General features: G+C 61.0%; 23 protein-coding genes. 5 read left to right on the top strand and 18 right to left on the bottom strand.

Translation table 11 applies throughout. The features are described 5' to 3' along the window. Positions 1-215: 215 nt before the first annotated feature. Entirely contained in the window at positions 216-674 is a 459-nt protein-coding gene (locus tag LB519_RS08670) for a MucR family transcriptional regulator (protein ID WP_224619477.1), read from the bottom strand. 517 nt (positions 675-1191) lie between these two features. Here LB519_RS08670 and LB519_RS08665 point away from each other — a divergent pair. Continuing rightward, positions 1192-3552 carry a hypothetical protein gene (locus LB519_RS08665; protein ID WP_224619476.1) on the top strand — a complete coding sequence of 787 codons (2361 nt, stop codon included), beginning with the start codon at positions 1192-1194 and terminating at the stop codon, positions 3550-3552. Between the two features lie 284 nt (positions 3553-3836). Then, entirely contained in the window at positions 3837-4217 is a 381-nt protein-coding gene (locus tag LB519_RS08660) for a cyclic nucleotide-binding domain-containing protein (protein WP_224619468.1), read from the top strand. Between the two features lie 1713 nt (positions 4218-5930). Here the strand turns inward: LB519_RS08660 and LB519_RS08655 are convergent. The 10 genes from LB519_RS08655 to LB519_RS08610 form a co-directional block, all read right to left on the bottom strand. Further along, a protein-coding gene (locus tag LB519_RS08655) for an IS3 family transposase (protein WP_127367557.1) occupies positions 5931-7099 on the bottom strand; the annotation gives its coding sequence in 2 pieces (ribosomal slippage) (positions 5931-6835 and positions 6835-7099; 1170 coding nt in all). A gap of 84 nt (positions 7100-7183) precedes the next feature. Then, the gene (locus tag LB519_RS08650) at positions 7184-7831 is read right to left on the bottom strand and encodes a helix-turn-helix domain-containing protein (protein WP_127371403.1); all 648 of its coding nucleotides are present in this window, start codon (positions 7829-7831) and stop codon (positions 7184-7186) included. A 569-nt stretch (positions 7832-8400) separates the two neighbouring features. Next, on the bottom strand, positions 8401-8577 hold the full coding sequence (locus LB519_RS08645) for a hypothetical protein (RefSeq protein ID WP_164755451.1): 177 nt from the start codon (positions 8575-8577) through the stop codon (positions 8401-8403). Between the two features lie 58 nt (positions 8578-8635). Beyond that, positions 8636-9460, bottom strand: coding sequence for a universal stress protein (locus LB519_RS08640; protein ID WP_140670432.1), 825 nt, complete (start codon positions 9458-9460; stop codon positions 8636-8638). A 190-nt stretch (positions 9461-9650) separates the two neighbouring features. Further along, a complete protein-coding gene (gene arcC, locus LB519_RS08635; protein WP_127367113.1) occupies positions 9651-10571 on the bottom strand; it encodes a carbamate kinase in 921 nt (306 codons plus the stop codon). Position 10572: 1 nt separating this feature from the next. After that, positions 10573-11574 (bottom strand): ornithine carbamoyltransferase, encoded by a 1002-nt coding sequence (gene argF / locus LB519_RS08630; protein WP_127367114.1) that lies wholly within the window; start codon positions 11572-11574, stop codon positions 10573-10575. A gap of 16 nt (positions 11575-11590) precedes the next feature. Then, the gene (locus tag LB519_RS08625) at positions 11591-12805 is read right to left on the bottom strand and encodes an arginine deiminase (protein ID WP_128369237.1); all 1215 of its coding nucleotides are present in this window, start codon (positions 12803-12805) and stop codon (positions 11591-11593) included. Positions 12806-12818: 13 nt separating this feature from the next. After that, on the bottom strand, positions 12819-14285 hold the full coding sequence (arcD, locus tag LB519_RS08620) for an arginine-ornithine antiporter (RefSeq protein ID WP_127371902.1): 1467 nt from the start codon (positions 14283-14285) through the stop codon (positions 12819-12821). A 266-nt stretch (positions 14286-14551) separates the two neighbouring features. Beyond that, positions 14552-15082, bottom strand: a complete 531-nt coding sequence (locus tag LB519_RS08615; protein WP_127367215.1) for a cytochrome b/b6 domain-containing protein — start codon at positions 15080-15082, stop codon at positions 14552-14554. A gap of 43 nt (positions 15083-15125) precedes the next feature. After that, on the bottom strand, positions 15126-15407 hold the full coding sequence (locus tag LB519_RS08610; protein WP_127367212.1) for a PepSY domain-containing protein: 282 nt from the start codon (positions 15405-15407) through the stop codon (positions 15126-15128). Between the two features lie 257 nt (positions 15408-15664). On the opposite strand from LB519_RS08610, the gene LB519_RS08605 reads away from it, so the two are divergent. Continuing rightward, on the top strand, positions 15665-16066 hold the full coding sequence (locus LB519_RS08605; protein ID WP_224619466.1) for a hypothetical protein: 402 nt from the start codon (positions 15665-15667) through the stop codon (positions 16064-16066). Beyond that, a complete protein-coding gene (locus LB519_RS08600; RefSeq protein ID WP_224619464.1) occupies positions 16030-16161 on the top strand; it encodes a sulfocyanin-like copper-binding protein in 132 nt (43 codons plus the stop codon). The genes LB519_RS08605 and LB519_RS08600 overlap by 37 nt, the downstream gene beginning before the upstream one ends. A gap of 115 nt (positions 16162-16276) precedes the next feature. On the opposite strand, the gene LB519_RS08595 is transcribed toward LB519_RS08600, so the two are convergent. The 6 genes from LB519_RS08595 to LB519_RS08570 form a co-directional block, all read right to left on the bottom strand. Beyond that, positions 16277-16864 (bottom strand): NAD(P)H-dependent oxidoreductase, encoded by a 588-nt coding sequence (locus LB519_RS08595; RefSeq protein WP_127367213.1) that lies wholly within the window; start codon positions 16862-16864, stop codon positions 16277-16279. Positions 16865-16896: 32 nt separating this feature from the next. Beyond that, on the bottom strand, positions 16897-17283 hold the full coding sequence (locus tag LB519_RS08590) for a hypothetical protein (protein ID WP_127367214.1): 387 nt from the start codon (positions 17281-17283) through the stop codon (positions 16897-16899). 85 nt (positions 17284-17368) lie between these two features. Next, positions 17369-18622: an MgtC/SapB family protein gene (locus LB519_RS08585; RefSeq protein WP_127367216.1), complete on the bottom strand. Its 1254-nt coding sequence runs from the start codon at positions 18620-18622 to the stop codon at positions 17369-17371. A gap of 13 nt (positions 18623-18635) precedes the next feature. Beyond that, positions 18636-19085 carry a thioredoxin TrxC gene (trxC, locus tag LB519_RS08580; RefSeq protein WP_127371932.1) on the bottom strand — a complete coding sequence of 150 codons (450 nt, stop codon included), beginning with the start codon at positions 19083-19085 and terminating at the stop codon, positions 18636-18638. A gap of 28 nt (positions 19086-19113) precedes the next feature. Continuing rightward, on the bottom strand, positions 19114-20967 hold the full coding sequence (locus LB519_RS08575) for a heavy metal translocating P-type ATPase (RefSeq protein WP_127367247.1): 1854 nt from the start codon (positions 20965-20967) through the stop codon (positions 19114-19116). A 34-nt stretch (positions 20968-21001) separates the two neighbouring features. Then, positions 21002-21388 (bottom strand): DUF302 domain-containing protein, encoded by a 387-nt coding sequence (locus LB519_RS08570; protein WP_127367246.1) that lies wholly within the window; start codon positions 21386-21388, stop codon positions 21002-21004. 154 nt (positions 21389-21542) lie between these two features. Between LB519_RS08570 and LB519_RS08565 the strand changes: the two genes are divergently transcribed. After that, a complete protein-coding gene (locus LB519_RS08565; protein ID WP_140670434.1) occupies positions 21543-24224 on the top strand; it encodes a bifunctional acetate--CoA ligase family protein/GNAT family N-acetyltransferase in 2682 nt (893 codons plus the stop codon). Between the two features lie 22 nt (positions 24225-24246). Here LB519_RS08565 and LB519_RS08560 read toward each other — a convergent pair whose 3' ends face one another. Continuing rightward, complete coding sequence (locus tag LB519_RS08560) at positions 24247-25800, bottom strand: AAA family ATPase (protein WP_140670435.1); 1554 nt, start codon at positions 25798-25800, stop codon at positions 24247-24249. Between the last annotated feature and the right edge of the window lie 13 nt (positions 25801-25813).

The raw sequence follows: 25813 nt of genomic DNA, 5'->3' as shown, positions 1-25813 counted from the left end.
CGAAACGCTCGGTGACCACGGCACGAGTTGGGAGCCAAGGCCGCCGTCAATCATCGCCAAGCGGCCCGATGACAGTACCAGTTGCCGCCCCGCTAGGAAAAAGGCCGGCGCCCTCGCTGGGAGGTTGCCCGAATGGTGCCGGCCAGACGGTCCTTTTCAGGTCCGCCGCTCTCGAAACATAGCTGAGTCTTTCCGTCGCGTCAGCTGGTGGCGGACTACGCTTTGGCTTTCCTCTTGCCATGTGCCTTCTTCGCTGGTGCGACGAGTTCGGCCTTGCGGCCAAGTCCGATGGACTTCGCAAGTTGCGAGCGCTGAGCGGCGTAATTCGGAGCTGTCATAGGGTAGTCGTGCGGCAAGTTCCATTTGGCCCGATAGGCGTCCGGTGTCAGGCCGAAGTCCGTGCTAAGATGCCGCTTCAGTGATTTAAACTTCTTGCCGTCTTCGAGGCAGATAATGAAGTCCGGCGTCACCGACTTCTTCGGGTTGACCGCGGGAGTTTGCGGCTCAGCGACCGGCGGGATCGGCGTGCCAAGTCCGGACAGTGAAGCATGAACCGATGCTATCACGTCCGGCAAGCCACACACCGGCAATGGATTGTTGCTGACATATGCTGAGACAATGTCGGCGGTTAACTCAGCTAGTTCGGCAGAGCGGGTATCGGATTCGTTGATCATCGGTCGTTCCTTTTGCCTGATTTATCCCGTCTCTATGGGCTGATGATCAACGACGCAACCGTCGTCCTAAGCCTGATCTATCGAACTGCAGTGGAGCCAACGCAGAATTTGTAAGGTCTTCGGACAACCCTTTGATGTTATTTCCGAAGTAGTTCCTGCCGTCGATCGAATGAAGCTCGTGGAGCGGAGCTGCCTGCCCAGCCTCCGGTTTGGCTGGGGTTCTTGGAAGCTTTTCGAACTTTCTGCCATGCTTCGCCAACCGAATTGCGGGTGTTCGCAAGCGAGGCCGGAGCATGAAAAAGCTGCCACCACGGGATCTGATCACGTCTTCCACCGCGGGTTTGAGTTTTCGGGAGTGGGTCCGGCCTGACGCCCTTAAGTTCCAGCTCGTGCTTATATAACGCTTTGCGACATTTCTGTCAGATACGTGCGCTTTGGTCATTCCAAGCGACAAGAATCGCGTATGTGCGCGCACTCCTCCACTCAACATCGCTGACGAACCCTATCGCTTGCTCGCATGACTGAAACTTCGCATACCCGACTGCTTTCCCGCAAAATCTCTGATTACTGCCGTATCCGTCTCGACCCTCTGTTCCCCCCTCACGAAAGCGCGCGTATCAGAGCGTTTCTGCTCAACCTGGTCTCCTGCGCTAAAATACCGCCACGAAAATTGCGCGGCTATGATTGGCAAGAAATCGGCGCTCTTTGCGACCTCGACGGTGAAACGCTTCGATCCGCCCGAACTGCAATCAAGCCAGCATTGGACGCGATCGCTCGAAATACGAAAACTGCGCCGAAGCGGGCGGCCATCCCGGGCCGTCGCAACACTGAGCCGCAGCGTCATGAGCGGGAACGTCCGCAGCCGCCGGCAGGGAAGGCGCCAGTTTCAAGTCGCCATAAGAAGCTCGAGCGGTCGGAGCGGGAGGCTGCAGTAGACCGGCAAAAGACCGGGATAAAACCGCGCGCTATTGAGGAGTTCCCGCAACCTCTTTTCGAGGAAGCGTTTGATCACCCGAGCTTCCAGGCGGCGCTGGAATTCCAGATGCGCCGCCATGGCGACAGCTATTGGCATCTACATCGTGCTGTTGTCCGAGACGACGAGAGTCTCGACCGCTCGACAATTCGTCACTGGCTCCAGGGATCAAAATCGCCGCGCAGCGTGGCGAGCATGGAAGTACTAGCTCGGATCGAGCGTCGTTATCGTCTTTCGGCAGGGTATTTTAAAGCGAAACTCCCGTTTCAGACGCGCTCCGCCTCTGGCCACAGCCTCGATGATATCGGCCCGGCTGAACGCCGTCGGCTTGCGTGGCACCTGCCTGACGACTTCAACACACGACGTCCCGAGGAGCAGGAAGAGATTCTGGAATGGGTTCGGCGCGTAATTATCAGCGGGTCAACTGATTACCGGAAATTCCAGGCGGCCGCGTTGAAACGGCGTTACGCCATCCGCTTCCCGGGTATCAGCTATGGTCAGTCGGATGCTGCAAATGACGGCTATCGAGTTCAGCGCGAGCGACAGCACGATGGTAGTGTCCAGTTCACGGACCCCGACCTGATGTCCGGCGTAATCGACGCTCCACCTGCGCTTGCGATGGAAATGGCGGATCTGATCCGCTTCAAGACTGCGACACTTACTGCGTTCGGTCTACAGCGCAACGGTGTTTGGGGCGAGGAGACCGCATCGCAGAAAGTCGAGCATCTCGGTTTGATGCTCGGTGCGTTGGCCGCGCATCCGCGCGGACCAGTACGCGGCTATGGCGTTCCGACGCAGCATTTGACTTTTGGTCTGCTCGTCTTCCCGTCTGTGTGGGACTGGTATCTGCAATGGCGCGAGAGACGTCGCGGGTTCTACACCGCCTGGGAGGTGGACATGCTGCGAATTTCGCTCGCGCTCACTCGCAAGGACACGGGCTGGCTCAGGCAGCAACCTCATCTGGCGTCGCGGATCCGTCCCATCAATGGACTGGTTTCACAGGCCGACATTGATCGAGCGAGCGGGGATTGGGACGACGCCTGCGATGTCTACTTCAAGCACGCCTCCTCTCGCGTGAAGGAAATTCAGCGTGTCGCGCGTGTGCATCGTGATCCCTTTGAACCAATCATGCCTGTGCTGGAGGCCGATAGCCCAGTCGGCGAGTATCGAAAGATCACTGAAGAGATTCTTCGGCTCATGCCTGATGAGCGCTTCCATCGGCGTCCTGCCGCCGAAGCAGTCCGCTCGTTCCTGATGCTTCGGTTCGGGCTGCATCTTGGGTTGCGACAGAAGAACCTGCGTCAACTGATGGTCACTGAACGCGGCAGACTGCCCAGGTCTGAGCGTCAGCTAGCCGACATGAAGCGCGGTGAACTCCGCTGGAGCGAACGCGAAAGGGGGTGGGAGGTCCTAATTCCATCAGTCGCTTTCAAGAACGCGAACTCATCCTTTTTCGGCAGCAAGCCATTTCGTCTCATCCTGCCCAACCTGAGTGGTCTTTATGAGCACATCGAGGCGTATATCGACCGCCACCGCCGAGTGCTGCTAGGAGGAACGGAGGACCCCGGCACCTTCTTCATTAAAACGGTGAAGGCGACCAGCAAGGAGGCCTCCTACGATCAAAACACATTTTATGAGGCATGGCGTCTGACCATTCAGCGATACGGCATCTACATTCCATATACAAAACGCGGCGCGATCGCGGGCCTTCTCCCTCATGGCCCCCACAATGTCCGTGACGTGCTGGCGACGCACATTCTGAAGCAGACCGGCTCGTATGAGCAGGCAAGCTATGCGATCCAGGACACGCCCGATATGGTGGCGCGCCACTACGGCCGTTTTTTGCCGCAAGACAAAGCTGCACTTGCTGCGCGGATATTGAACCAAGTCTGGAACGCGGCCTAAAAGGCATCAAACAGGGCGACTATGCGCCTCCGTTTCCGCTGTGGTACAACCCTGATCCAAGTACCTATGCGGGTTGGAGTCGGTAGAGCGCTACATCGTGAGACCCACTATCGAGGAAGCGTCGTTCATCTTTCGGCGACGTTCAGCATAGGGCAGCAAACTCGATTGATGCGCTATGATGGAATCCGACACTCGTCCCAGGCGGCGAAATTTGGATGAACACCGGCCTTTGACGCGACTCTCTCTTGCCGTAGGTTACGCGATTGCGGAATTGGGGAATTAACATGGCTTTCGGCGGCGCGAACGACAGAAATGATCTGCCGCGCCTTGCACGGATTGATCCGCCGCTGTTCGATCTTCTTTTCAGCGGCTGCAAGGTCGAACGCTACGCGGCGGGCCAGCATCTGTTCGTCCAGGAAGATCCAGCCGATCGTATCTACGGGGTGATGAGCGGAACGGTGGAGATCTCGATCTATTCGCCGGGAGGCCAGAAGTTGGTGGCTAATATCGAGCTTTCGCGCAGCTTGGTCGGAGAGATCGGCGCGCTCGACGGGCGCCCGCGAACCGCAACCGCCATCTGCCTCACCGATTGCGATCTGGCCTCGGTAAGCCGGACTCAACTCTTTGATCGCATTGAAAAAATCCACCTCTGGCATGCGCCATGATTGAACTGTTGTGCGCACGGCTGCGTTGGGTCAGCGGCGAACTCGGGGATCAGGCTTTCTTGGTTAGGCCAGACGGACCCTAAGCTGTCGTTCTCATTAGGTCGCGATTTCTAAGCAGTGCTCAGGAACGAGCGCTGGCTTCGGCAGCACGATCTTCTACGCGAGCCGATCCAGGTACATCTTGAGCGCCGAGATGGGCTGATGATCGAATTGAAAGACGTCAGCTCAGGCGAATTGTCACTGATTCATCGCTGGTGTTCCTAAGCACCGCGGAGCGAGGCCATCAGCCTGTTTTCCTCATCGACGAACCCGAGGAGCCTTCACCCGAACTGGCAGCGCAAGTATGTCGAACGTGTAATGACCTCCACATACTACAGGCAGCCCCATGTGGTCATCGCGACCTATGCGCCTCTTGTCGTTAGACGCGCCTTGGCGTGGTCCAAGGACGTCGGTGGTGTCTTCCAGATGGTCAACGGCTGGCCGGTGCGCATCGCTAGTAGATTCGACTCCCACGAGTATAGAAGAGGTCCTTTGGCGAGCCTTCGATGTGGTCAGGTCTGCTAACCATTTCGCCGTGAATGAGGCGAGGCGGGCTTCTTGCTCTACGTTGAAAACCACTAAGGGTGAGCCCGCCGCCTATTGGGGCGCCGGCGGCGGACCCTGTGTAAGCGGCTACATCCTTTTGAATCGACCGCTCAGAGGGTCAATGTGCCACTTGAGCGTGAGTTCCCTTTAGGATTCTAGGCAGTGCGATTTGCGTAGCGTCCAGATCGCCATGCGACTTCGATTTTCAAGCGCGACATAGGCCATCAGGCGTAGTTGTAGCAAGACCAGTGTACCGGTAGCATATGGAGCCTGGACATTAGGCCCACCCTCGTGCCCAGCTATGGTCGGCACGGTCGCTCAACCCGCTTTTGGTCTGCCTGATCGTGCCGACTACCGCCCCCAGGGCTGCCCTTCCAAGGGCTTGTGCTTTGGTGGCGATTATCGGCAGTCGGACAGGAAAGTAAGGTGAAACTAGCGAGGACTTTGCGCGGCTCCGCTACTGCGGGATTGCGCCTAGTTGCAACGGCCAGAACAAATCAAGGCCAAAAGCGAGCCGCTAGGCGCTACCCAGCCGTAGACTCAAAAGAATGGCCGGTGCGGGGACGCTTAGGTTGGAAAGCGTGGGCCGCACCGGCCATTGCGGGATAGCTCTTAGGGATCGTCCCCCGCGCTGCCTAAGTTATAGGCATATTAGCGATTGCTCAATTGAGACTGAAGTCCCTACCCAACCGTAGGGGGATAGCTAAACCCCGGTACGGGAAAGACCGTTGCGCAGAAAACCAAAGGAGCCGCTAAGCAGTTAGACCGTTGCACGGCTGGCGATCTGTGCACATGACGCCGACCCATCCAACGTCTGTCCTTAAGCCGGTGAGGGAACACCTGAACCGCCAAGGGGCGGCGGACATGAAGGCGTACCGCGCGGCGGGCAACGCCTGAAATCCAACATCCTGTTGAATTGGCCCGCTGCCGAGAGGTGGCGGGCCTTAATCTTTGTGTTGAACGATGTAGCTATTGCTGACGGCGTTGCTCCCAACACCCCGCGTGACAACAACGGTCGTGTACCCGGCGGGCAGGGAACCGGTGACAGTCTCGTCGACAGCATGACATCCTCCGACGATTTCCCCATTTGGCGCTGGCCGGCCCCCACTGGGTGATCCGTTTTGAATGTTAGTGGATGCCTGTAGCTGGCGCTACCTTCGGTGTGGCCGGCGAAGCTCGGGCGGGATACGAAGCCGGCCATGAGATAGCTTCCGGCGCTGGTGGTCTGTAGCTCAGGGATGAGTGCGGCCGGACCGTGTTGTAGTGCCGGCGCCATCCTTCGATGATGACCCTGGCCTCCTCCAGCGTGTAGAAGATCTCGCCATTGAGCAGCTCGTCGCGGAGCTTCGAGTTGAAGCTCTCGCAATAGCCGTTCTCCCAGGGACTGCCGGGCATGATGTAGGCCGTCCTCGCCCCGACCGCGGCAATCCAATCACGCACCGCCCTGGCAACGAACTCTGGGCCGTTGTCGGAACGAATATGGCCGGGCACCCCACGCAAGATGAACGGGTCCGAGAGCGTGTCGATCACGTCGACGGCTTTCAGCTTCCGTCCGATCCTGATCGTCAGGCATTCCCGGGTGAACTCGTCGATGATGTTGAGCATGCGGAAGCTCCTTCCGTTGTGGGTGCGATCCTGGACGAAGTCGTATGACCAGACATGGTTGGGATGTTCCGGCCGAAGCCGGATGCAGGAGTTCTCGTTGCACCATAGCCGCCCGCGCCTGGGCTGCTTGTGTGGGACCTTCAGCCCCTCGCGTCGCCAGATCCTCTCGACCCGCTTGCGGTTCACCACCCAGCCGGCTCGATGCAGCATCGCCGTGATGCGACGATAGCCGTAGCAGCCATACTGGGTGGCGAGCGCGACGATGTCGGCGGTCAGTGCCGCTTCATCGTCGGGTCGCGTGGGGATCTTGCGCTGCGTCGATCGATGTTGGCCAAGAAACAGGCAGGCCCGTCGTTCGGACACACCAAGCTCAGCAACCACCCGATCCACGCAGGCACGGCGACGCGCGGGGCTTAGTAGTTTCCCCGGGCAGCCTCGGCCAGGATCATCTTGTCCAGCGTCAGGTCCGAGATCGCGCGACGAAGCCTGGTGTTCTCGGCCTCCAGCTCTTTCAGCCGCTTCACCTGGTCGCCCTTCAGCCCGCCATACTCCTGGCGCCACCGGTAATATGTAACTTCCGTCACGCCTATCGACCGAACCGCCTCCGCGACCGGCCGACCCTGCGAAGTCAGCACGTCAACCTGGCGAAGCTTCGCTACAATCTCTTCTGCTGTGTGCCGTTTCCTGGCCATCTCGTCTCTCCTCAATCGGCTCAAAAGCCATACCTAATTGAGGACCACTTCAATGGGGGCAGTCTCTTGCGCAGGCAAGCGCCTTCATTCGCTCATGCAGTGGAGCGCGACGTGCTTGACGATTTCGATGCTGCGCAGGTTGAGCAGCCGGATGACGCCCTTGTCCTTCAGCCGGGTGAAGACACGCGACACGGTCTCGATGGTCAGGCCGAGATAGTCGCCGATGTCCATACGTGACATCGGCAACTCAACCTGCCGCAACCCACCCTGCCGCTCCGCCATATCCACGAGGAAAGCGGCTACGCGTTCGATAGCGTTCTGGCGGCCGAGCACCAGGAGGTGCTCCTGCGCCCTCGTCAGGCCCTTGAGCGCCAGGGGCAGCAGCTTATGGGACATGTCCGCTCCAGCGCTGAAGCGGAAGGCGCGTACCCCGGTGGCATTGATCGCTTCGGCGAAGAAATGATGCTTCGTGTCGGCTTCGAAGCCGAAAGTCTCTCCGGCGAGGTGGAAGGCGCTGATCTGCCGGCGGCCGTCCGCGAGCAGACGGTAGATGCGCACGGCGCCGAATTCGACCTGGTAGAAAGCGCCGGCCTTCTCGCCTTGAGCATAAATCTCCGAACCGGCGGGAAAGAAGTTGACGGGCTGTTGCGGTTCCGAGCCAAAGGCCGCTGGCAGGCTCGGCTGAGCAGAATGCGACGGCAATGAAATTCTGGATGCGGAGTAAGCGTGCATGGCTGTGTTCCCGGTTGTTCCGTGACACAGCAATCGCGCGAATCCGCAGGTCGCGAAATTCGGTTTTGTCCCTAAGGGAAACTACCTAGTCGTGCGGATTGTTGATCCATATCAAGTGCCCAGGCGCGCCGGTCGCTTAAGTCCTCCTTCGCTTTGGGCGATAGCAAACGGGAGTCGTTTCGAAATCTTGCATCGAAACGGCCGGTGGACAGCGATGTATCTTGCGCAATTCCTGGTCGGAATGTTTTTGACGTCAGCAATTGTGGGTCTGTGGGCCTACGCGGCAACGGGTTCAGTCTGGAGCGCGGCAGGCTGGACGATTATCGACCTGCTCGTTCTGCAAGTCGCATACTTCGCCTTTGTCTTACGCCTTGTTTACAAACGCACGACTGCAGACGCTGCAGCAAATTCGGCACCGCCAAGCCACGTCCAGCCATTTCACCGCGACGGCACTCACCCTTAGAGCCGCCAGACCGTATGACTCATCCGCCAACGGCTTTCCACAAACCCAGCTGCGGCTTCAAGAGATCGGGTCCGGCAGTCGCGCCGCCATATACTCTCGTCACGCGCTAGTTGCCGTCATTGAACGGGTAAAAGTGGACTACCTTGAGTGTGACCGGGATATCGTGGCCCTCGATCAGAACCGTGGCCCACTGGTCCCCCAGATCGTCTTGCCAAGTTTCGGTAACGCGGCACCTTGCGGCCAGATCCATGCCAACCTCGACCTTGTCCGTTCTCTTTGCCATTCTGGACTCCCGTTCGCTTTCGCCTCGATTCTGCGTATCGCTTCCTGCTCCCGTTGGGTCAGTTCGAGAGCAGCCGGTTAATTGCCCCTTGCTTCAGCAAGGAGCGGGTCATGCCGCCTAACGCCCATTCGCGGATACGGCTGTGGCCGTAGCCGCCCGCGATCACCAGGTCGGCACCCATCGCCCGGGCGACTTCGGATACGGTTTCGCAAGCGTCCGCTTGGCCGACGTTCAGAACCTCCGATCTTGCCTTGACGCTATGTCTCATCAGGAAGCGGAGCACGTCCCCGACACTTTCGCGTGCGCTCGTCATGTTCTGTTCCTCGATCGTCGCCACAAGGACATGTTGTGCACCGGTCAAAAAGGGCATTGCATCGGTGACCGCGCGCCTCGCCTCGCGGGTATCCTTCCAAGCCACCAGAACATTTTCGGACTTAAGCGGTGCAACCTTGTCAGCCGCAAGCAACACGGGCCGTCCGGCCGACAGCACCAACGTTCCGACATCGACCATCCGGTGGCGGTCGCTGGGAACGCCCCGTGCGGGAGCCCCGGTCACGATGAGGTCGGCGACGCGTGCATGCATCGCCAGCAGACGTGTTGGATCGCCGATCTCCTCGCGCCAGGAGGCATCTTGTCCACCGACGACACTGAGGAATTCTTCCTTCAGAGTCTTCAGGCGATCCTCGATATCCGTGCGGCGTTGCCGCATGATTTCGGCTGCCGCCACGCCGCCATCGTCGCCTGGAATAAACACATATGAATCGGCCGCCGCAAAACCGATCAGGGTAGCTTCGAAGCGTCGCGCCAACTCCAGCGCATAGGTCGTTCGCGGCGCTGCCGGGGAATCGACGTCGAGTTGAACCATGATGGTGTTAAAGGTCATTACCGTGCCTCCGATGATATCTATCGCCGGAGCTGCGACCTTGCGCCTTGATACGCATCAAAGCCTGCATATCTTGCCAATCCATCAGGCCCACATCGTCATGGACCGCCGCAACGCCGGGATGGTCCGAAGCGAAGCCTGATACTGACACCACCCATGGCACTATGCGGCCACACGGCTTTGAAACGCATCAATCCACGCTCCAGCTGGCTTCGAACCAGGTGCCGCGCTCGCCCGTCACAATTTCGACGGCGTCATCGAGCTTGCCGATTGCAGCGGGCTGGCCTGTCGCTTCAATGAATTCGATTGCAGCGCTGACCTTCGGTCCCATGGAGCCGGCCGGAAAATTCTTTCCGGATAGCTCCTTGGGGGTCACGCGCCGAAGCGCCCGAGCGGCTGCCGTTCCGTAGTCGACATAAACGGCGTCGACATCGGTCAACAGGAGCAGCATGTCAGCTTTCAACTGGCGGGCAAGCAGCGAGCTTGCCAGGTCCTTGTCGATGACTGCTTCGACGCCGCAAAGCGTGCCGTCGTCCCGGGCAATCACCGGAACACCGCCGCCGCCGGTGCAGATGACGATCACGCCGCGCTCGACCAGGAACGAGATTACAGACGCTTCCAGGATTTCCAGCGGCCTGGGTGAGGGCACGACACGGCGCCATTTGTCGCCATCGGGCGCTATCTGCCAACCGCGCTCGCTGGCAAGCCTATGTGCGGTTGCCTCGTCGTAGACCGGGCCGATAGGCTTCGTCGGGTGAGCGAAAGCCGGATCGTGCGGGTCGACCTTCACCTGTGTCAGCAGGGTAGCAAAAAGCTTCTTTTTGAGGAGGTTGCCGAGTTCCTGTTCTATGACGTAGCCGATCATCCCTGCGCTTTCGGCGCCAAGCACGTCGAGTGGAAATGTGCGGCCATCCGAAGTCGCCGCTGCCTGCAGGGCCAGAAGTCCTACCTGCGGACCGTTGCCGTGAGTGACTACAATCGAGTGCCCTGCGTCGACCAGATTCGCCAATACAGCCGCGGCGCGCACGATGTTGGCGCGCTGGTTACCGGCTGTCATCGGTTCTCCACGGCGCAGCAATGCGTTTCCGCCGAGTGCAACAACGATGAGCATCTCAGTTGCCGATTGTTGCCACAAGCAGGGCCTTGATCGTGTGCATCCGATTTTCGGCCTGGTCGAAGACGATGGACGCAGCCGACTCGAAAACCTCGTCAGTGACCTCCATGCAGTCGATACCGTATTCCTTCGCAACGAAGGCGCCGATCTCGGTCTCTGTGTCGTGGAACGCCGGCAGGCAATGCATGAATTTGACGTGAGGGTTGCCGGCGGCAGCCATCACTTCGCTGGTCACGCGGTAGCGCGTCAAAAGACGAATACGCTCGGCCCAGCCCGATTTGTCTTCGCCCATCGACATCCACACGTCGGTGTAGACAAAGTCGGCGTCCTGGACGCAGCTCGTGACGTCCTCGTCGAGCCGGAAGCGGCCGCCGCTGCGTTCCGCCAGGTCCCTGACATGAGCGCAGAACTCCTCGTCCGGCCAGAGTTCCTTTGGCGAGGCGATGCGCATGTCGATGCCGACCTTGGCTGCTCCCAGGGCGAGGGACAGCGCGACATTGTCCCGGCCCTCACCGACGAAGGTGACGGTCATGTCCGAAAGATGCTTGTGGGTGAATTCCCGCATGGTCATGAAATCGGCGAGGATCTGCGTCGGATGCGCCTCGTCGGTAAGGCCGTTGTAGACCGGCACGCCGGCATATGTGGCCAGCAATTCAGCCTGGTGCTGGCCAAAGCCGCGATACTCGATCGCGTCATACATGCGGCCGAGCACGCGAGCGGTGTCCTTCATGGATTCCTTGTGGCCGATATGGCTGCCGGTAGGGCCGAAATAAGTGACGTGCGCACCCTGGTCATAGGCCGCAACTTCGAATCCCGTGCGAGTGCGCGTCGAATCCTTTTCGAAGATCAGAGCGATGTTCTTTCTGACAAGACGCGGGATCTCGTGACCGGCGAGCTTGGCCGCCTTGAGGTCGGCGGCCAGCTTCAGAAGAAAGCGGATCTCGTCGGCGGTGAGGTCGTCCAGGGTCAGGAAGGAGCGGCCATGAAGGTTGATCGACATCGGGATTCCTTTCGGGTCAAATCGGGTCGCGGACGATCGGGCAGGTCATGCAGTGCCCGCCGCCGCGGCCGCGGCTGAGTTCGGCGCCTTCGACCGTGATCACTTCAATCCCGGAGCGGCGCAGCAGCGTGTTGGTGTAGACGTTACGGTCGTAGCCGATGACCACGCCGGGCTCGACCGCAACGACATTGTTGCCGTCATCCCATTGCTCGCGCTCAGCCTCGTAGCGGTCGCCGCCGGTGGCGATGATCCGCAGTGATTTCAGTCCAAGGGCTTCAGCAACTACGGCCGTGAACGGCTTTGTCTCATCGGTGACCTCGACCGCCGCCTCGCCATCGCCCGGCCGCAGCGAGAAGGTGCGCAGCCGGTCGACAACCGGCGGATACAAGGTGACAAGGTCGCGATCGCAGAAGGTGAAGACGGTGTCGAGATGCATGAAGCTGCGGTCGCGGGGCATCAAGGCGGCAATCACGCGCGTGGCCTCACCAGCCGCGAAGAGGTTACGGGCGAGGTCGCCCACGGCCTGCGGCGTGGTGCGCTCTCCCATGCCGACGAGAACTGTTCCGCCACCGACCGGCATCACATCACCGCCTTCCAGGCTCGTGCCTGTTCCCAGATCCGGCGAAACAAAGGGAATGCCGCTGTCGCGAAAGTGGGGATGGAAACGGTAGACGGCTTCGACATTGGCCGCTTCCGGGCGTCTGGCAGGCCAGTACATCGAATTGACAGAAACCGAACCGTAGATCCAGCACGAGCTGTCACGGGTGAAAAGCTGGTTCGGCAGCGGCGGCAGCACGAAATCCTGGGGCGCGAGCGTCCTTCCGGTCAGGCCTTTCGGCTCGAAAGGAAGCTCCGCCCGCGCAATGCCCCCGACAAGGTAAGACGAAAGCAGCTGTGACGGCATTTCGTTGAGCCATCCGCGCAGCTCGTCGACCATGTCGAGCCCGATGACGCCGGGATGAACCCGGCGGTCGAGAAGCCAGTCGCGTGCCTTGGTCAGGCTCATTGTCTCAGCCAGGAGCTCCCCGAAGGAATGCACCAGCACGCCGCGTTCGCGCAGCGCATCGACGAAGACATCGTGTTCCTGGCGAGCCCGCTTGACCCACAGCACGTCGTCGAAGAGCAGCGCCTTGCAGTTTTCCGGTGTCAGCCTGCGCAGGCTGAGGTCGGGACGGTGGACCATCACCTCGCGCAGACGGCCGACTTCGGAATGAACACCCAGCTTCGTCATCGAACCAATCCATTCAAAGCGGGCTGACGGCACCGGTCCACATCTCGTAAACGGCGAGGATGGCGACGGCGACAAGGGCTGAGGCTAGTGCTGCTTCGACAGGATGGAACACGCGCTGACTGGTTTCGCGCCGGGCCCAGATGTAGAAGATGATGCCGGGCGCATAGAGGATCGCGCACATGAACAGGTATGCCGGCCCCGCTGCATAGACGAGCCACAGCCCGTAGACCGTTGCCAGCAAGCCCGCAAAAAGCGGACCGGCGCGCTGCTCGCCGCTCTCGTAGCTCTCGCCCGTCAGCGCGAGCTTGGCCGCGTAAGCTCCAGAAAAGATGTAAGGAACCAGGATTGCGGCCGACGCGATGTAAAACAGCGCCTGATAGGTGCTTTGCGCGAAGAGCGTGATCACCAGGAAGGCCTGGACGAGCAGGTTGGTGATCAGGAGCGAGATCGAGGGTACGCCTCGGTCGCTTTCGCCGCCGAAGAATTTCGGCATCGTCCCGTCCTTGGCGGCGACGTGCGGAATTTCGGCCGCAAGCAGTGTCCAGCTCAGGAAGGCGCCGATCACGGACACGACAAGCGCAATGTTGATCAGGATGGCGCCCCAAGGGCCGACAATCGCCTCCAGCACACCGGCCATCGATGGATTCTTCAGTGCGGCGAGTTCGGGCTGGTTGAGGATGCCGAGCGACAGCAGCGACACCAGGGCGTAGAGCGCGAGGCAGGTGAAGAAGCCGAGAACTGTCGCTGTGGCGATGTCCTTGCGGCGCTCTGCACGACCGGAAAAGACGCTGGCGCCTTCGATGCCGATGAACACCCAAAGCGTCACCAGCATGGTGCTTTTCACCTGCGCGGTGATCGAACCGAGACTGACGTTGCCCAGACCGGTAAAGTCCAGCGACCAGACCTGCAGTTTGAAGGCGACGGCCACAACCCCGACGAACAGGACGATCGGAGCGATCTTTGCCACCGTGACGATGAGGTTCACGACAGCGGCCTGCCGGATGCCGGCGAGAACCAGGATGTGGATCAGCCACAGCAGGACCGATGCGCCGAGCACCGCCTGCCAGGTGTTTCCATCGCCGAAGGCTGGAAAGAAATAGGACAGGGCGCTGAACACGATCACCGCGTAGGAAACGTTGCCGACCCAGGCGCTGATCCAGTAGCCCCAGGCGCTGTTGAAGCCGATGAACGGACCGAAGCCTGCCTTGGCATAGGCATAGGGACCCGCGTCGAGTTCGGGCTTGCGGGTCGCAAGCGATTGATAGACGAAAACCAGCGCCAGCATGCCGACCGCGGTGATGGCCCAACCAATCAGGATTGCGAGGGGACCGGCACCTGCTGCCATGTTCTGCGGCAGGCTGAACACGCCGGAGCCGACCATCGAGCCGATCACCAGTGCGGTCAGGGAACCCAGTCGAAGCTTCGTTGGCGTCGCGGTTGCGACTTTCCGAACAGGAATGTTGATATCAGCCGTAGTCATGATGCTCCCCAATTTGAAGGCTCTGATGGGAGGCAACAGACTAGAAATAAGCACTAGCTGCCTTGATACGGGTCAAATCCGTTTGCGAGCGGCAAATGGCAAGTTTGGGATTCCTCGGCGCCCGGAAAAGGCGCTCGCTCATCGAACTCGCACATGTGTCCGATCCACTCGCATGGCTGGCTCTCGCCGCCGCCGAACGAATGGCGGTCGACTTGCGCCCCGGAGATCGTCGAGGGCACGAATTGCTTGGTGCGTTGAACAGATCGTCAGGCTATATCCGTGGGCTCGGCTTTGCGTTTTCGCCCCGTAATCATGGCCCGGACAAGGTTTTCACGATGTCGAAAGCTTGCCAGCGCGACGCCACCCATATGGAAAAGGACCAGCAGGAGCAGACTGTGCGCGGCGAGGCTGTGTGCTGCCTCGACCCATGGCACGCCGAAATAGGCGTCCGTTGTCATCAGCCATCCGGTCAACGCGGTTAATCCCATCGCCCCGATCAACACGATTACCATCGCGCCGCCGGCCGGATTATGGCCGATGTAGCGGGCTTCGCGACCGCTCAGCAATGCTGAGAGGTAGCGCAGCACTGTTGCCGGATTACGCACGAATTGCGAGAAGCGCGCATAGGGGGTGCCCAGAACGCCCCACAGGAGCCGCATCGCGACTAGCCCGGCAGCGGCGTAGCCAGCCCAATGGTGAATGTCCTCCGAGGAATGGGAGGTGAGCCAGGCTGTGACGAAGCTGAGCACCAGCGCCCAGTGGAAACTCCGCACGACCCGGTCCCAGACGCGCACCATCTCTGGAGATGGCTGCGCGTCCGTGGCTATCGAAACGTTCGGATCAATTTTCACCGGCTTCGGCATTGTCGAGCTTTTCAAGGGTCTCGGCATTGTAGGCCAGGTTCACCTTCTTGCCGGCCTTGTCGACCGCATAGACTTCGTAGCAACCCTTCTCGACCTTGATCTGGCGGACGGTGAGGCCTTCGCCGGTCAACTGCGCCTCCAGCGTTGCCTTGGGCTTGAACTGTGATTTCGGGGCGGTGCTGCAGCTGCCGCCAGCGGCGAGCGCCGGTCCTGCAACCATGCCGACGAGAGCGGCGAGAACGAATGTGCGATGATACATGAGGGCTCCATTTGGGAGGTTGGGCGCGAATGTTGCGCCTGCGGTTGAGATTTCGATCGGTCGTGCCAGACAGTGATTTCGCCGTCATTGGTGCGACATAGCCAATTGAACCTGACAACTGGCTGACAGATCTTCGGGCCCCGTTGATGGGCTTGCGCCGATCACTTTGATTTGGCGCAAGGACGGTGGATGAACTCGCGAGCAGGATGACGGTCGGGACGTAGAGCGCTTCTGCTGCCGTTCTGAAGGAGATCGCCATGAAGACCATATCGAGGAGAGCAGCACTCGGGCTTGCTGCCGCAATGCTCATGGCTGGCAGTGCCGGCGTCGTCCAGGCTGCTTCGCTTGTCCAGATTTCTCTGTGGGACAAGGGCGCGAATATGGAGATGCCGATCGGGCTCGCCTATGCGGCGCCCGGACTCGATCTCGCTAAGGCGACCATGGGCATCAAGGCTTCGCCCGGTGCAGTCAAGGCCGGGGAGGTCACATTCAATGTGAAAAATGACTCTAAGGACACTGTCCACGAAATGATCGTGATGTACCTTGCGGAACCCGGCAAGCCGCTTCCTTACCTTGAGGCCGAGAACCGGTCGACGAAGACAAGGCCGGCGACAAGGGCGAGGTGTCGGAACTCGATCCCGGCAAATCAGGCTCCCTGACCGTCGAGCTGAAGGCTGGAAAATATCTGCTTATCTGCAACGTGCCAGGTCACTATGGGGCGGGCATGTGGGCTGAATTCACCGTCGATCCATGAACCAGGGAGCGCCCTGGCCGGAAACCTTCGACTGTCGCCGTTTCGATGCTTGCAGGGGTAGCTAGTCTTGTTGGCGGCGCATCGCATGAAGCGTCTGCTAGCTCGGATCGCTGCGCTATAGCGCTCGTTCGCCGAGCTTGCGCATCTGGCTGATCCACTTCATGCGGGTCGCGTCGCTGGCGCCTGCGACCATGCCAAACAAGGTCTCGCGCACCGGACTGATGCCAACAAAATGCAGGATGCTTCGCTTCATGCCGGCGATGCCGTGTCCGAGGAACCATAGCCGGTAGACAAGGGAAGGCATGCCCATCGTCACCACGACGCGTGCTGAGCGGCCGCGAAGCAGCGTCTTAGTGAAGCCGCCCCTCTCGGGGTAGGCGAAGGCCGTCCCTGGCCGCATGACCTGTTCCAGGAATGCCTTGAGCATTGCCGGCATGGTCCCGAGCCACAGCGGAAAGACGAAGAGGATGTGGTCGGCCCACACGACCGCCTCGACGGCGTCCTTCAGCTCGTCGGGAACCGTACCATGTTCGAACTCCTGCATCGTCCGCAGCATCGGAAAATCAAGCGCTGCCAGATCGACCCGGCGGACGGCGTGCCCCGTTTTTTCCGCGCCCTCGCCATAGGCGTTGGCAAGGCTGCGGCAGAGCCGGTCCGGGGACGGGTCGGGGTGACCGACCACGATCAGGATGCGTCGCGACATGGTCTACTCCGAGCGAGCTTGGCATTGCAGCGTCAAGGTTGCTCGACCCTTGCTACCTGATAGGTGTGCATGGCGCCGTTGCGCTCGATCGACACATACTCACCGGTCACGAACCGTTCGTCGCCGAGATGAAAGCCGATCTCGTCGTCGCGGTCGCCTTCGGCGTAGTCGAAATACCACTGTCCGCCGGGCTTGCGCCTCAGCCGGCCGATCATATCCTGCTGGCCGGTGCGAAAGCGGCGTACACGGCAAGAGGCCCGGTGCGACTTCCATTCCTCGGCATCGATCCGGCCTTCGCCAGTCAATGGAGCCAGAACGTCATAGCCTTCTTCGCGGTCGCCTGCCGGGTGGCCCTTTTCACGCGCGAGCAACAGCCGGACACTGCGGAATTTCGGGGTGAGGTCCTTCAAACTGGTCATGGCGAACTCCTTTCACGGAATCTCATAGAGCGGTGGCCAGACCTGTCCCTTGATCCGCATCAAAGAAGGCTCGAGAACAACACTTCTATCCAGGACCGAGCAAAAGCAGGGCGCAGATACCCATAGTCGCGGCAATCAAAGTTGCTGCGGCCAGCGGTAACCAAAATCTGACCGGACCGGCAAATACTGCAAGCGACAGGCGGCCGATCGCATTTGCTGCCAGCGCCGCGAGCACGGCTTGGCCCACGGTCTCGACGGACACGGAATGCTTAACCAGGCGCAGCGCGCCAAGCACCGAGACATCGACATCGAATGCGCCGGCCAGCGCCGAACTCGCCAGCAGACCGCGCCCACCGAATTGAGCGGCCAGCCCGGCGCTTGCGGTCGCGACGATCGCAAAGAGCAAGGCGAAGAGCAGCAGCGGGCCCAGTTCGAATGGATTGCGCGCGATCGCGCTGCCTTCACCGTTCCCGCTGTCGCGAGTGAGCAGCAACGCGCCGCAGACAGCGAAGGCAAGCGCCGCGGCAAACGCCGGAATGGCGACCGACGCGAGCACGCTTGGCTCTACGATCAGAACCACGGCGCAGACGCGGAGAACCGAAACCATTGCAGCCAGCGATGCCGCCCCGGCGAGCGGCAGCGGACTGCTCGCCGAGGCGACGTTGCGGGCAAGCGCCAAGGTCACGGCGGTGGAGGAAACGATCGCACCGGTGAGCGAACTGACCAGCAGACCACGCGTATTGCCAAGAATGCGAACAGCCACATAGCCGGCGAACGATATGGAGGCCATCAGCACTGTCAGAAACCAGACCTCCCACGGATTGAAACCGCCCCACGGGTCCAACGTCCGGTTTGGCAGCAGGGGCAAGACGATCGCTGTCATCACCGCAAGGATCAGTGCCGACCGGAGTTCGATCCAGGTCAGTCGCTTCAAAAGACCGTGAAGGACCTCGCGGCTAGCCAGGATTGCCGCCAGTGCCGCCCCACCGGCAGCTGCAGCCCGATAATCGCCGGCGACCGAAAGCGACCCAAGCGCGAAGACGCAAAGACCAGCGATCACGCTCGTGACGCTGAAATCCTCGTCATGGACAGCCTCGCGCGCCTTGTACCAGGCGAAGATTGCCGCAAAGGCGATGAAGCCGCCGACCAGCATGGGTACCGCGCTGAGTGCACTGGCGAGTGCGGCGAGCACGCCGCCAAGCAGGCCGGATATACCATATGTCCGGATGCCGGCTGTGCGACTGCGATCGGGTGCATCCCGCTCCTGCCAGCCACGCTCCAAGCCGACGAGGAGACCTATTGCGAGGGCCAGTCCGAGCCGGGCGATGAGTGGATCCATTGGCGGGGCGACTTCAGGCGGCGACCGTCGGCAGGCGGTCGCGAACCCACCTGACGATCTGGCCCGCCGTCATTGCGCCGGACGTGCGCGCGATTTCGCGCCCGCCATGAAAGAGGACCATGGTCGGGATGCTGCGAATGCCGAGCTTGGCCGCAACAGCTTCCTCATTGTCGGAATTGACTTTGATCAGACGGACATGCGGCTCCAGTTCACTTGCTGCTGCCTCATATGCCGGTGCCATCATCTTGCAGGGGCCGCACCAGGGTGCCCAGATATCGACGACAACTGGAAGGCTGCTGCGCTCGATCTGATTATCGAAGATCGCGGCATCGACATCTTCGGGATGCCCGGAAAACAGCCTGTTCCCGCACTTTCCACATTTCGCTTCCATAGCATTGCGACCCGGCGGCAGGCGGTTGACGCCACCGCATTTGCTGCAAACCACCAGATTCTGCTGTGCCATGGTCATTTACCGATTTTGCTCTCGACCACTATGCGCGCCATAGATGGCCATCGCCAAGAGTGCGCAACGCGTTCAGGATGACCGCCACGTCAATCCCTTCCTGAAGCAACGCTCCGGCAACCGGGGTAATCTGTCCCATGGCCGCCGCGATCATTGCCAGCCCCGACAACGCCAGCCCGGCGATGATGCTTTGCAAGGCGATCGATCGCGTTCGCCGTGCAATCCGAACTGCATCGGCGACGGGCTGCAGCCTGTCGGTCAGCACGATGACATCAGCTGCCTCGGAGGAGGCGGTCGCACCACGTGCGCCCATGGCCACACCGACCGTTGCGGCCGCCAAGGCGGGGGCATCGTTGATGCCGTCGCCGATCATCATCGTCGGCGCCAGGGCTTTCTCGGCTTCGACCGTCGCGACTTTTTCGGCAGGGATCGCATCGGCGACAACGGCGTCGAGGTCGAGCAAGGCGGAAATGCGCGTGGCTGCCGCGCCGTCGTCACCTGTGAGCATGATCATGCGCGCAATGCCGGCCGAGCGTAGCTTGCCGAGTGCGTCATGCGCATCAACGCGCAGGGCGTCTCCGAACGTGAAAACACCGGCAAGCCGTCCGCCGAGTGCTACAAAGACCCTGAGCACCGGCTCGTCCCGATATTTTTCCTCGCCGCTTTTCGCCCAGCGGGGCAGCGGCTTGTCAGTAAGCACGAGAGCCCGTGATCCCGCAGCGATCGACATGTTGTCGACCCGGCCCTTCAGGCCCGCACCGCGGTGCTCGTGAACATCATGCGGATGCGAAAGCATCAGCTGTCTGCCGCGCGCCGCCCGGATGATGGAGTCGGCTAGCACATGGTGCGAGGCCTGTTCCAGGGATGCCAACAGCTGCAGCGATTGGTTCGCGTCACGGCCGGGTGCTGTCTCGATTTCAATGAGTTCGGCGCCGCCGATGGTCAAGGTCCCCGTCTTGTCGAAGATCGCGGTTCGGACCTGCGCAAGAGCCTCCAGAGCCGCGCTGCCTTTCATCAAGATGCCTGCACGCGCGGCGCGGGACACGCCGCCGATGAAGGCAACCGGTGCCGCAAGGATGAGCGGGCAAGGTGTCGCGACCACCAGCACGGCCAGCGCCCGGATTGGATCGCCGGAGATGTACCAGGCGGCACCGGAAACCAGCAATGTGACTGGCAGCAGGAACAGGGCGAAGCGGTCGGCCATGCGGATGAACGGCGATTTCGCCGTCTGCGCTGCAGCCACCATGCGTACGATCGCGGCATAGGTGCTCTGTTCTGCCAAGGCAGAAGCCTGCATGCTGAAGGTCTCGCCCGCATTGATGGTGCCGCTGCGCAGCATATCGCCCGCTGTCCGCCGTTCCGGCAGCGGCTCACCGGTCACCGCTGACTCGTCGAGCGAGGCCGAAGCATCGAGCAGGATGCCGTCGACGGGAAGCAGTTCGCCGGCCCGAACCAGAAGCTCGTCGCCCACGGCAACGTCTTCCACGGAGATGGTCTCTGTCCCCAGTGTTGACGTCCGATGGGCGACACGCGGCGATCGATCTGTCAACGCCTTGAGGCTGCGTTCCGCGCGGCCGCGGGCGAAATCCTCAAGCACCGTGCCGCCGGCATACATGATCGCGACCACTATTGCCGCCAGGGGTTGACCGAGCAGCAGCGCGGCGGACATCGACACCAAGGCAATCGCATCGACACCGAAGCGGCCAATCCAGAAATCACGCAGAATGGAGATGGCGAGAGCCGCCACCACGGGCAAGGTCGCCACCGTCCAGATCGTGTCGGCTTCAATGGGCCCGAGCCCCGTTCGCCAGGCTCCGATTCCAACGGCGAGACCCAGGATGGCGATGACCAGCAATGCGCGTCGTAGTGCAGACTCGTTCATCCGATGTCCCTCAAGTTGGTGGCCCCCTTTGGCGCTAGAGTTCGCGGACCATCTCCTCGAGCAGGCGACGCACATCGTTCGCGACCTGCGCAAGCTCGCGATTGCCGATAGCGCCCATTGAAGCGACCGGATCCACCGCTGCGACCTCCACCTTTCCCGGTCCGACCTCGGTGACGATGACGTTGCAAGGCAGCATGGTTCCGATCTTGTCTTCGGCTTGAAGCGCCCGCCATGCGAAATGCGGATTGCACGCGCCCAGGATCACATATGGCCTGAAATCTGCGCCAAGCTTGGCCTGCATGGTCTGCTGGACATCAATCGAGGTCAGAACACCAAACCCCTTGCTTGCGAGCTTGTCGGTCACGAGGTCGATTGCCGCTGTGAACGGCATGGCGATGATCTTGCTGAAATAGTAGCCCATCCAACTCTCCAGTCATTGGTCGCAACAGCTCGTCGCCACTTTGTGAGCGACCTCGCGCAAGAGCTAATCGCGATGACCAGAGAACGCTTTGATCCAACGCAACGAACGGGCAAGATCGATTGGCGATGATTGCAAGGAATAGGAGACATTGGGGGTGACAATCCGAAATCTCGATCATGCGTTCGCTCCGAAGTCGGTTGCCGTGTTCGGGGCATCGGTGCGCGACGGGTCGGTCGGCCGTGTCGTCTTCGACAACATCGTCAATGGCGGCTTCGAAGGCGAGATCTGGCCGGTCAACCCGAAACATTCGCAGGTGGCTGGTCGACGTTGCTACGCGAAGGCGGCCGACCTGCCAGGCATTCCCGACCTCGGTGTCATCGTGACGCCGCCGGAGACGGTTCCCGGCATCGTGCGCGAGCTCGGCGACAAGGGCACGCGAGCGGCAGTCGTGATCACCGCCGGACTTACGCGCGAGAACGGCCTGCGTCAGGCCATGCTCGACGCCGCCAAGCCCAATCTTTTCCGCATCATCGGACCGAACACGGTCGGGCTGATGATCCCGCCACTGAAGCTCAATGCCGGATTTGCGCATATGGCCGCCAAGCCCGGCAACATCGCGCTGCTGTCGCAATCCGGCGCCATTGCCACGACGCTGATCGACTGGGCGGCTGACAACAATGTCGGCTTCTCGCAGATCGTCTCCCTGGGTGACATGGCGGACGTCGACGTGGGAGATTGCCTCGACATGCTGGCGGGCGACATGCACACGCGCGCCATCGTGATGTATCTCGAGACAATTCCCAATCCGCGCAAGTTCATTTCGGCCGCCCGTGCGGCGGCGCGGATCAAGCCGGTGATCGCAATTAAATCGGGCCGGCACGAGCAATCGGCCAAGGCGGCTGCGACCCACACCGGAGCGCTATCGGGGGCTGATCGTGTCGTCGACGCGGCATTGCTGCGCGCGGGCATCCTGCGTGTCAAAGGCCTGACCGAGCTGTTTGATGCCGCTGAAACGATCGCCCGCTTCCCTCCGCTCAAACGAGCCCGCGTCGGCATCGTCACCAATGGCGGCGGGGCAGGGGTATTGGCCATCGATCAACTCATAGACTGCCAAGGGGAACTGGCCGCGCTATCACCCGCCACCATCGAACGCCTGAATGCTGTATTGCCTCCAACATGGTCGCACGCCAATCCGGTCGACATCATCGGCGATGCCCCGCCGGAGCGCTACAAGGCCGCCGTCGAAGCCGTGGTGGCCGACCCCGGAACGGACGTCGTCCTGGTGATGAATTGTCCAACGGGGCTGGGTTCGCCGCTTGCCGCGGCAAGCGTGGTTGCGGAACTCGCAAGGGAAGGGATGGTCGCCGGCAAACCGGTTCTGACCTGCTGGCTGGGGGAGCATACCGCGCGCTCTGGGCGACAAATCCTTCAGGATGCCGGCATTGCCAGTTTTGAAACGCCGGCTGACGCGGCCACGGCCGTCTCCTACCTCAGCGAATGGTCGCGTGCCCAGCGGGCATTAATGCGCACACCGTCGAGCTGCAGCGAGGACATAACGAGCGATCGAGAAGCCGTTCTCGCCATATTCAGGCAGGTCGCGAGGGAGGGGCGGCGAATGCTGACCGAGCCCGAAGCCAAGGCAGCAATTTCCGCCTACGGCATCCCGGTGCCCGAGACGGTCGTCGCCAAAACTCCTGCCGAAGCGGAAGTGGCAGCCGTGCGCCTCCTCAAAACGTCCGAACGGATCGTCGTCAAGTTGCTGTCCAAGGCGATCTCGCACAAATCGGACATTGATGGGGTGGTGCTCAACATTGCCGATGCCGCAGCCGTCGGAGCGGCAGCACGCGCAATCGAGGCGGGTGTGCGCAAACACGCACCGCAAGCCGATATTGAAGGCTATGCCGTTCAGCCGATGGTGACGCGAAAACAGGCGCAGGAACTCATCCTCGGCATGAGCCGGGATCCGATCTTCGGGCCGGCCATCCTGTTTGGAGCCGGTGGCGTCGCGGTCGAAGTTATGGACGATACAGCGATCGCATTGCCGCCGCTCGACGACGTTCTTGCCAGCGACCTAATCGGGCAAACGCGGATCGGTCGCCTGCTCGCCGGGTTCCGCGATCGCAAGCCGACGAACCGGCAAGCGATCATTGCCGCCCTCAACGGCCTGTCGCAGATGATTGTCGACTTTCCGTGCCTCGTTGCGGTGGACATCAACCCGCTGCTGGCCGATGACGAGGGTGTGATTGCGCTCGACGCCCGCATCGAGATCGAGCCGGAACGCGTGGAAGAGGCCGGGCCTAACCCGGCACTTGCCATCAGGCCCTATCCGTCGGGTTGGGACAAGGCGTTTTCAGCGAGTGACACCCACTACAACATCCGCCCGATAAAGCCGGCCGACATCGCGCTCTATCCCGAATTCCTTGCCAGGATTTCACCGGACGATCTGCGCTTGCGATTCCTGTCGCCGCGAAAGAGTTTCTCCGACCAGATACTGAAGCGGTTCACCCAGCTCGACTATGACCGCAACATGGCTTTCGTCGCTCTGGAGACAGCCACCGGCGCTTTGGCGGGCATCAGCCGACTTTCCTGCGATCCCGATCACCTTAGCGCCGAGTACGCTCTGCTGGTGCGTTCGGATTTGCAGGGTCACGGTCTGGGCTGGGAATTGCTCAGGCAGATCGTCGCCTATGCGAAGGCCGATGGGATCGGACGGATCGAAGGGACAATGCTCGGCGAGAACACGAGGATGCTGGCCATGTGCCGCGAATTCGGCTTCTCGATCGCCCATCTTCCGGACGAACCCGGCCTTGTCGAGGCTAGGCTCCAACTGCACTAAGGGCGATCATCTGCCGTACCTTTCAGGAGGCCGTGCGCAGGGTGTCAGACGCATCGCTGTCGGAAAACCTTCTCAGCTCTGTGACTAAGTCGGCAAGCTTCCGATCGGCATTGATCCTGCGCCAGCTCGTTTGGGCGGCGTTTCGCTGCAATTGCCGTGAAAGGATATCTATGGTGGCGTCGGAAGGGCCGCCCTTGCGATCACTGACCCGTTGCCACAGAACAAGCGGGTCCGCTTCCAACCAGAACCCGGCGAAAGCCACACCCCTGACGCTTGCCGCCTTCTCGATACGGTCGCGATCGGTAGGCCTGTCAAACACAGAGTCAGCGACAACCGAACCGCCCTCCGCAAGGATCAGGCCGGCCCGCCATGCCATGTCGCGATAGACACGGTCCGATACCTCCGGCCGATAAGCTTTGTCCGGCAGCCGCGTTTCGGCCGGCACACCGTGCATGGCCTTGCGGATACGGTCGCTTTCGACAATGCGGGCCCCGGGCGGCGCACCGACATGGGCGGCCAGCGCCTCCGCAGCGGTCGTCTTGCCCGAGCCGCTCAGGCCGCCGATGGCAACGAGCTGCGGCGATGTTTCCTGGAGAAGTGTATGGGCAAGGTCGAAATAGGATCTGGCCTCGGCAGCCAGTCGATCGGAATCGGCGCTGCCTTCCTCGACCTGTGTTGCGGTGACATGGGCGCGCACTGCGGCCCGCACCGCCATGAAGAAGGGCAGCAGGACGAACCCATCCTCGTCGTCGGCTTCGTCGAGATAGCGGTTCATCACAAGATTGGCGAGCTTCGGAAAACCGCAATGCCAAAGGTCCATCAGCAGGAAGGCAAGGTCGTACAGAATGTCGATGCTGGCGATCTGGTCGTTGAATTCGATGCAATCGAAGAGGCGGGGCTCGCCGTCGAAAAGGCAGATGTTGCGCAGATGCAGATCGCCATGGCATCGGCGGACCTTGCCCGCGGCTTCGCGGCGGTCGAGCAATTCGCAATGGCGGGCGAGTTCCGTGCAGAAGGCCTCGGCAAAGGTCTCGATCTCTGCTTTCTTGAAGACATGACTGGTGGCAAAGCCAGCCTCGTTGATATCAAGCACGCCCGCCAGATTGAATGAGCCGCTGCCGTCGTGGATCGTCGGCGCGGCCCGGTGGTATCCGGCAATCATGCGCGCAACTGCGGTCATCAGTGCCGGCGTCAATTCTCCCGCGGTCGCCATACGATCGAGAAGCTTGGACTGATCGAAGCGGACCATCTCGATCGCCGCGTCGACTGTTTGCCCAGCGCCGTCAAAAACCATTTTGCCGTCGGCTTCCCGCGTGATGCGACGCACCCTCAGATAGAGGTCGGGTGCGGTCTTCGAGTTGAGTTCCACCTCTTTCTCGCAAGCGGCCAGCCTGAGGTCTGGCGTCGAGAAATCGACATAGGGCAGCTTGACCGCCCGCTTCATCTTGTAGGCACGCTGGCCAACGAGGAAGATGCATGAAATGTGGGTCTCGATCGCCTCGACCGGTCCGTTCGCGCCATAGGAAGCAGAATCCAGCAGAAACGCGGCTGCGCCTTGCTGGTCGTCGACGATCATAGCCGGCCTTCCC

The organism is Mesorhizobium sp. AD1-1, from assembly GCF_020164655.1.
GTDB lineage: Bacteria > Pseudomonadota > Alphaproteobacteria > Rhizobiales > Rhizobiaceae > Mesorhizobium > Mesorhizobium ciceri.
This window is presented reverse-complemented; position numbering and strand designations above follow the sequence as displayed.

Excerpts from the sequence above, each read along its gene's own strand:
- trxC (WP_127371932.1), bottom strand. The coding sequence starts at position 19,085 with ATGGCACAGCAGAATCTGGTGGTTTGCAGCAAATGCGGTGGCGTCAAC.
- arcC (WP_127367113.1), bottom strand. The coding sequence starts at position 10,571 with ATGCTCATCGTTGTTGCACTCGGCGGAAACGCATTGCTGCGCCGTGGA.
- LB519_RS08650 (WP_127371403.1), bottom strand. The coding sequence starts at position 7,831 with ATGCACGCTTACTCCGCATCCAGAATTTCATTGCCGTCGCATTCTGCT.
- LB519_RS08625 (WP_128369237.1), bottom strand. The coding sequence starts at position 12,805 with ATGACGAAGCTGGGTGTTCATTCCGAAGTCGGCCGTCTGCGCGAGGTG.
- LB519_RS08575 (WP_127367247.1), bottom strand. The coding sequence starts at position 20,967 with ATGAACGAGTCTGCACTACGACGCGCATTGCTGGTCATCGCCATCCTG.
- argF (WP_127367114.1), bottom strand. The coding sequence starts at position 11,574 with ATGTCGATCAACCTTCATGGCCGCTCCTTCCTGACCCTGGACGACCTC.
- LB519_RS08595 (WP_127367213.1), bottom strand. The coding sequence starts at position 16,864 with ATGTCGCGACGCATCCTGATCGTGGTCGGTCACCCCGACCCGTCCCCG.
- LB519_RS08645 (WP_164755451.1), bottom strand. The coding sequence starts at position 8,577 with ATGGCAAAGAGAACGGACAAGGTCGAGGTTGGCATGGATCTGGCCGCA.
- LB519_RS08610 (WP_127367212.1), bottom strand. The coding sequence starts at position 15,407 with ATGTATCATCGCACATTCGTTCTCGCCGCTCTCGTCGGCATGGTTGCA.
- arcD (WP_127371902.1), bottom strand. The coding sequence starts at position 14,285 with ATGACTACGGCTGATATCAACATTCCTGTTCGGAAAGTCGCAACCGCG.
- LB519_RS08585 (WP_127367216.1), bottom strand. The coding sequence starts at position 18,622 with ATGGATCCACTCATCGCCCGGCTCGGACTGGCCCTCGCAATAGGTCTC.
- LB519_RS08605 (WP_224619466.1), top strand. The coding sequence starts at position 15,665 with ATGAAGACCATATCGAGGAGAGCAGCACTCGGGCTTGCTGCCGCAATG.
- LB519_RS08570 (WP_127367246.1), bottom strand. The coding sequence starts at position 21,388 with ATGGGCTACTATTTCAGCAAGATCATCGCCATGCCGTTCACAGCGGCA.
- LB519_RS08670 (WP_224619477.1), bottom strand. The coding sequence starts at position 674 with ATGATCAACGAATCCGATACCCGCTCTGCCGAACTAGCTGAGTTAACC.
- LB519_RS08640 (WP_140670432.1), bottom strand. The coding sequence starts at position 9,460 with ATGACCTTTAACACCATCATGGTTCAACTCGACGTCGATTCCCCGGCA.
- LB519_RS08665 (WP_224619476.1), top strand. The coding sequence starts at position 1,192 with ATGACTGAAACTTCGCATACCCGACTGCTTTCCCGCAAAATCTCTGAT.
- LB519_RS08590 (WP_127367214.1), bottom strand. The coding sequence starts at position 17,283 with ATGACCAGTTTGAAGGACCTCACCCCGAAATTCCGCAGTGTCCGGCTG.
- LB519_RS08560 (WP_140670435.1), bottom strand. The coding sequence starts at position 25,800 with ATGATCGTCGACGACCAGCAAGGCGCAGCCGCGTTTCTGCTGGATTCT.
- LB519_RS08660 (WP_224619468.1), top strand. The coding sequence starts at position 3,837 with ATGGCTTTCGGCGGCGCGAACGACAGAAATGATCTGCCGCGCCTTGCA.
- LB519_RS08615 (WP_127367215.1), bottom strand. The coding sequence starts at position 15,082 with ATGGTGCGCGTCTGGGACCGGGTCGTGCGGAGTTTCCACTGGGCGCTG.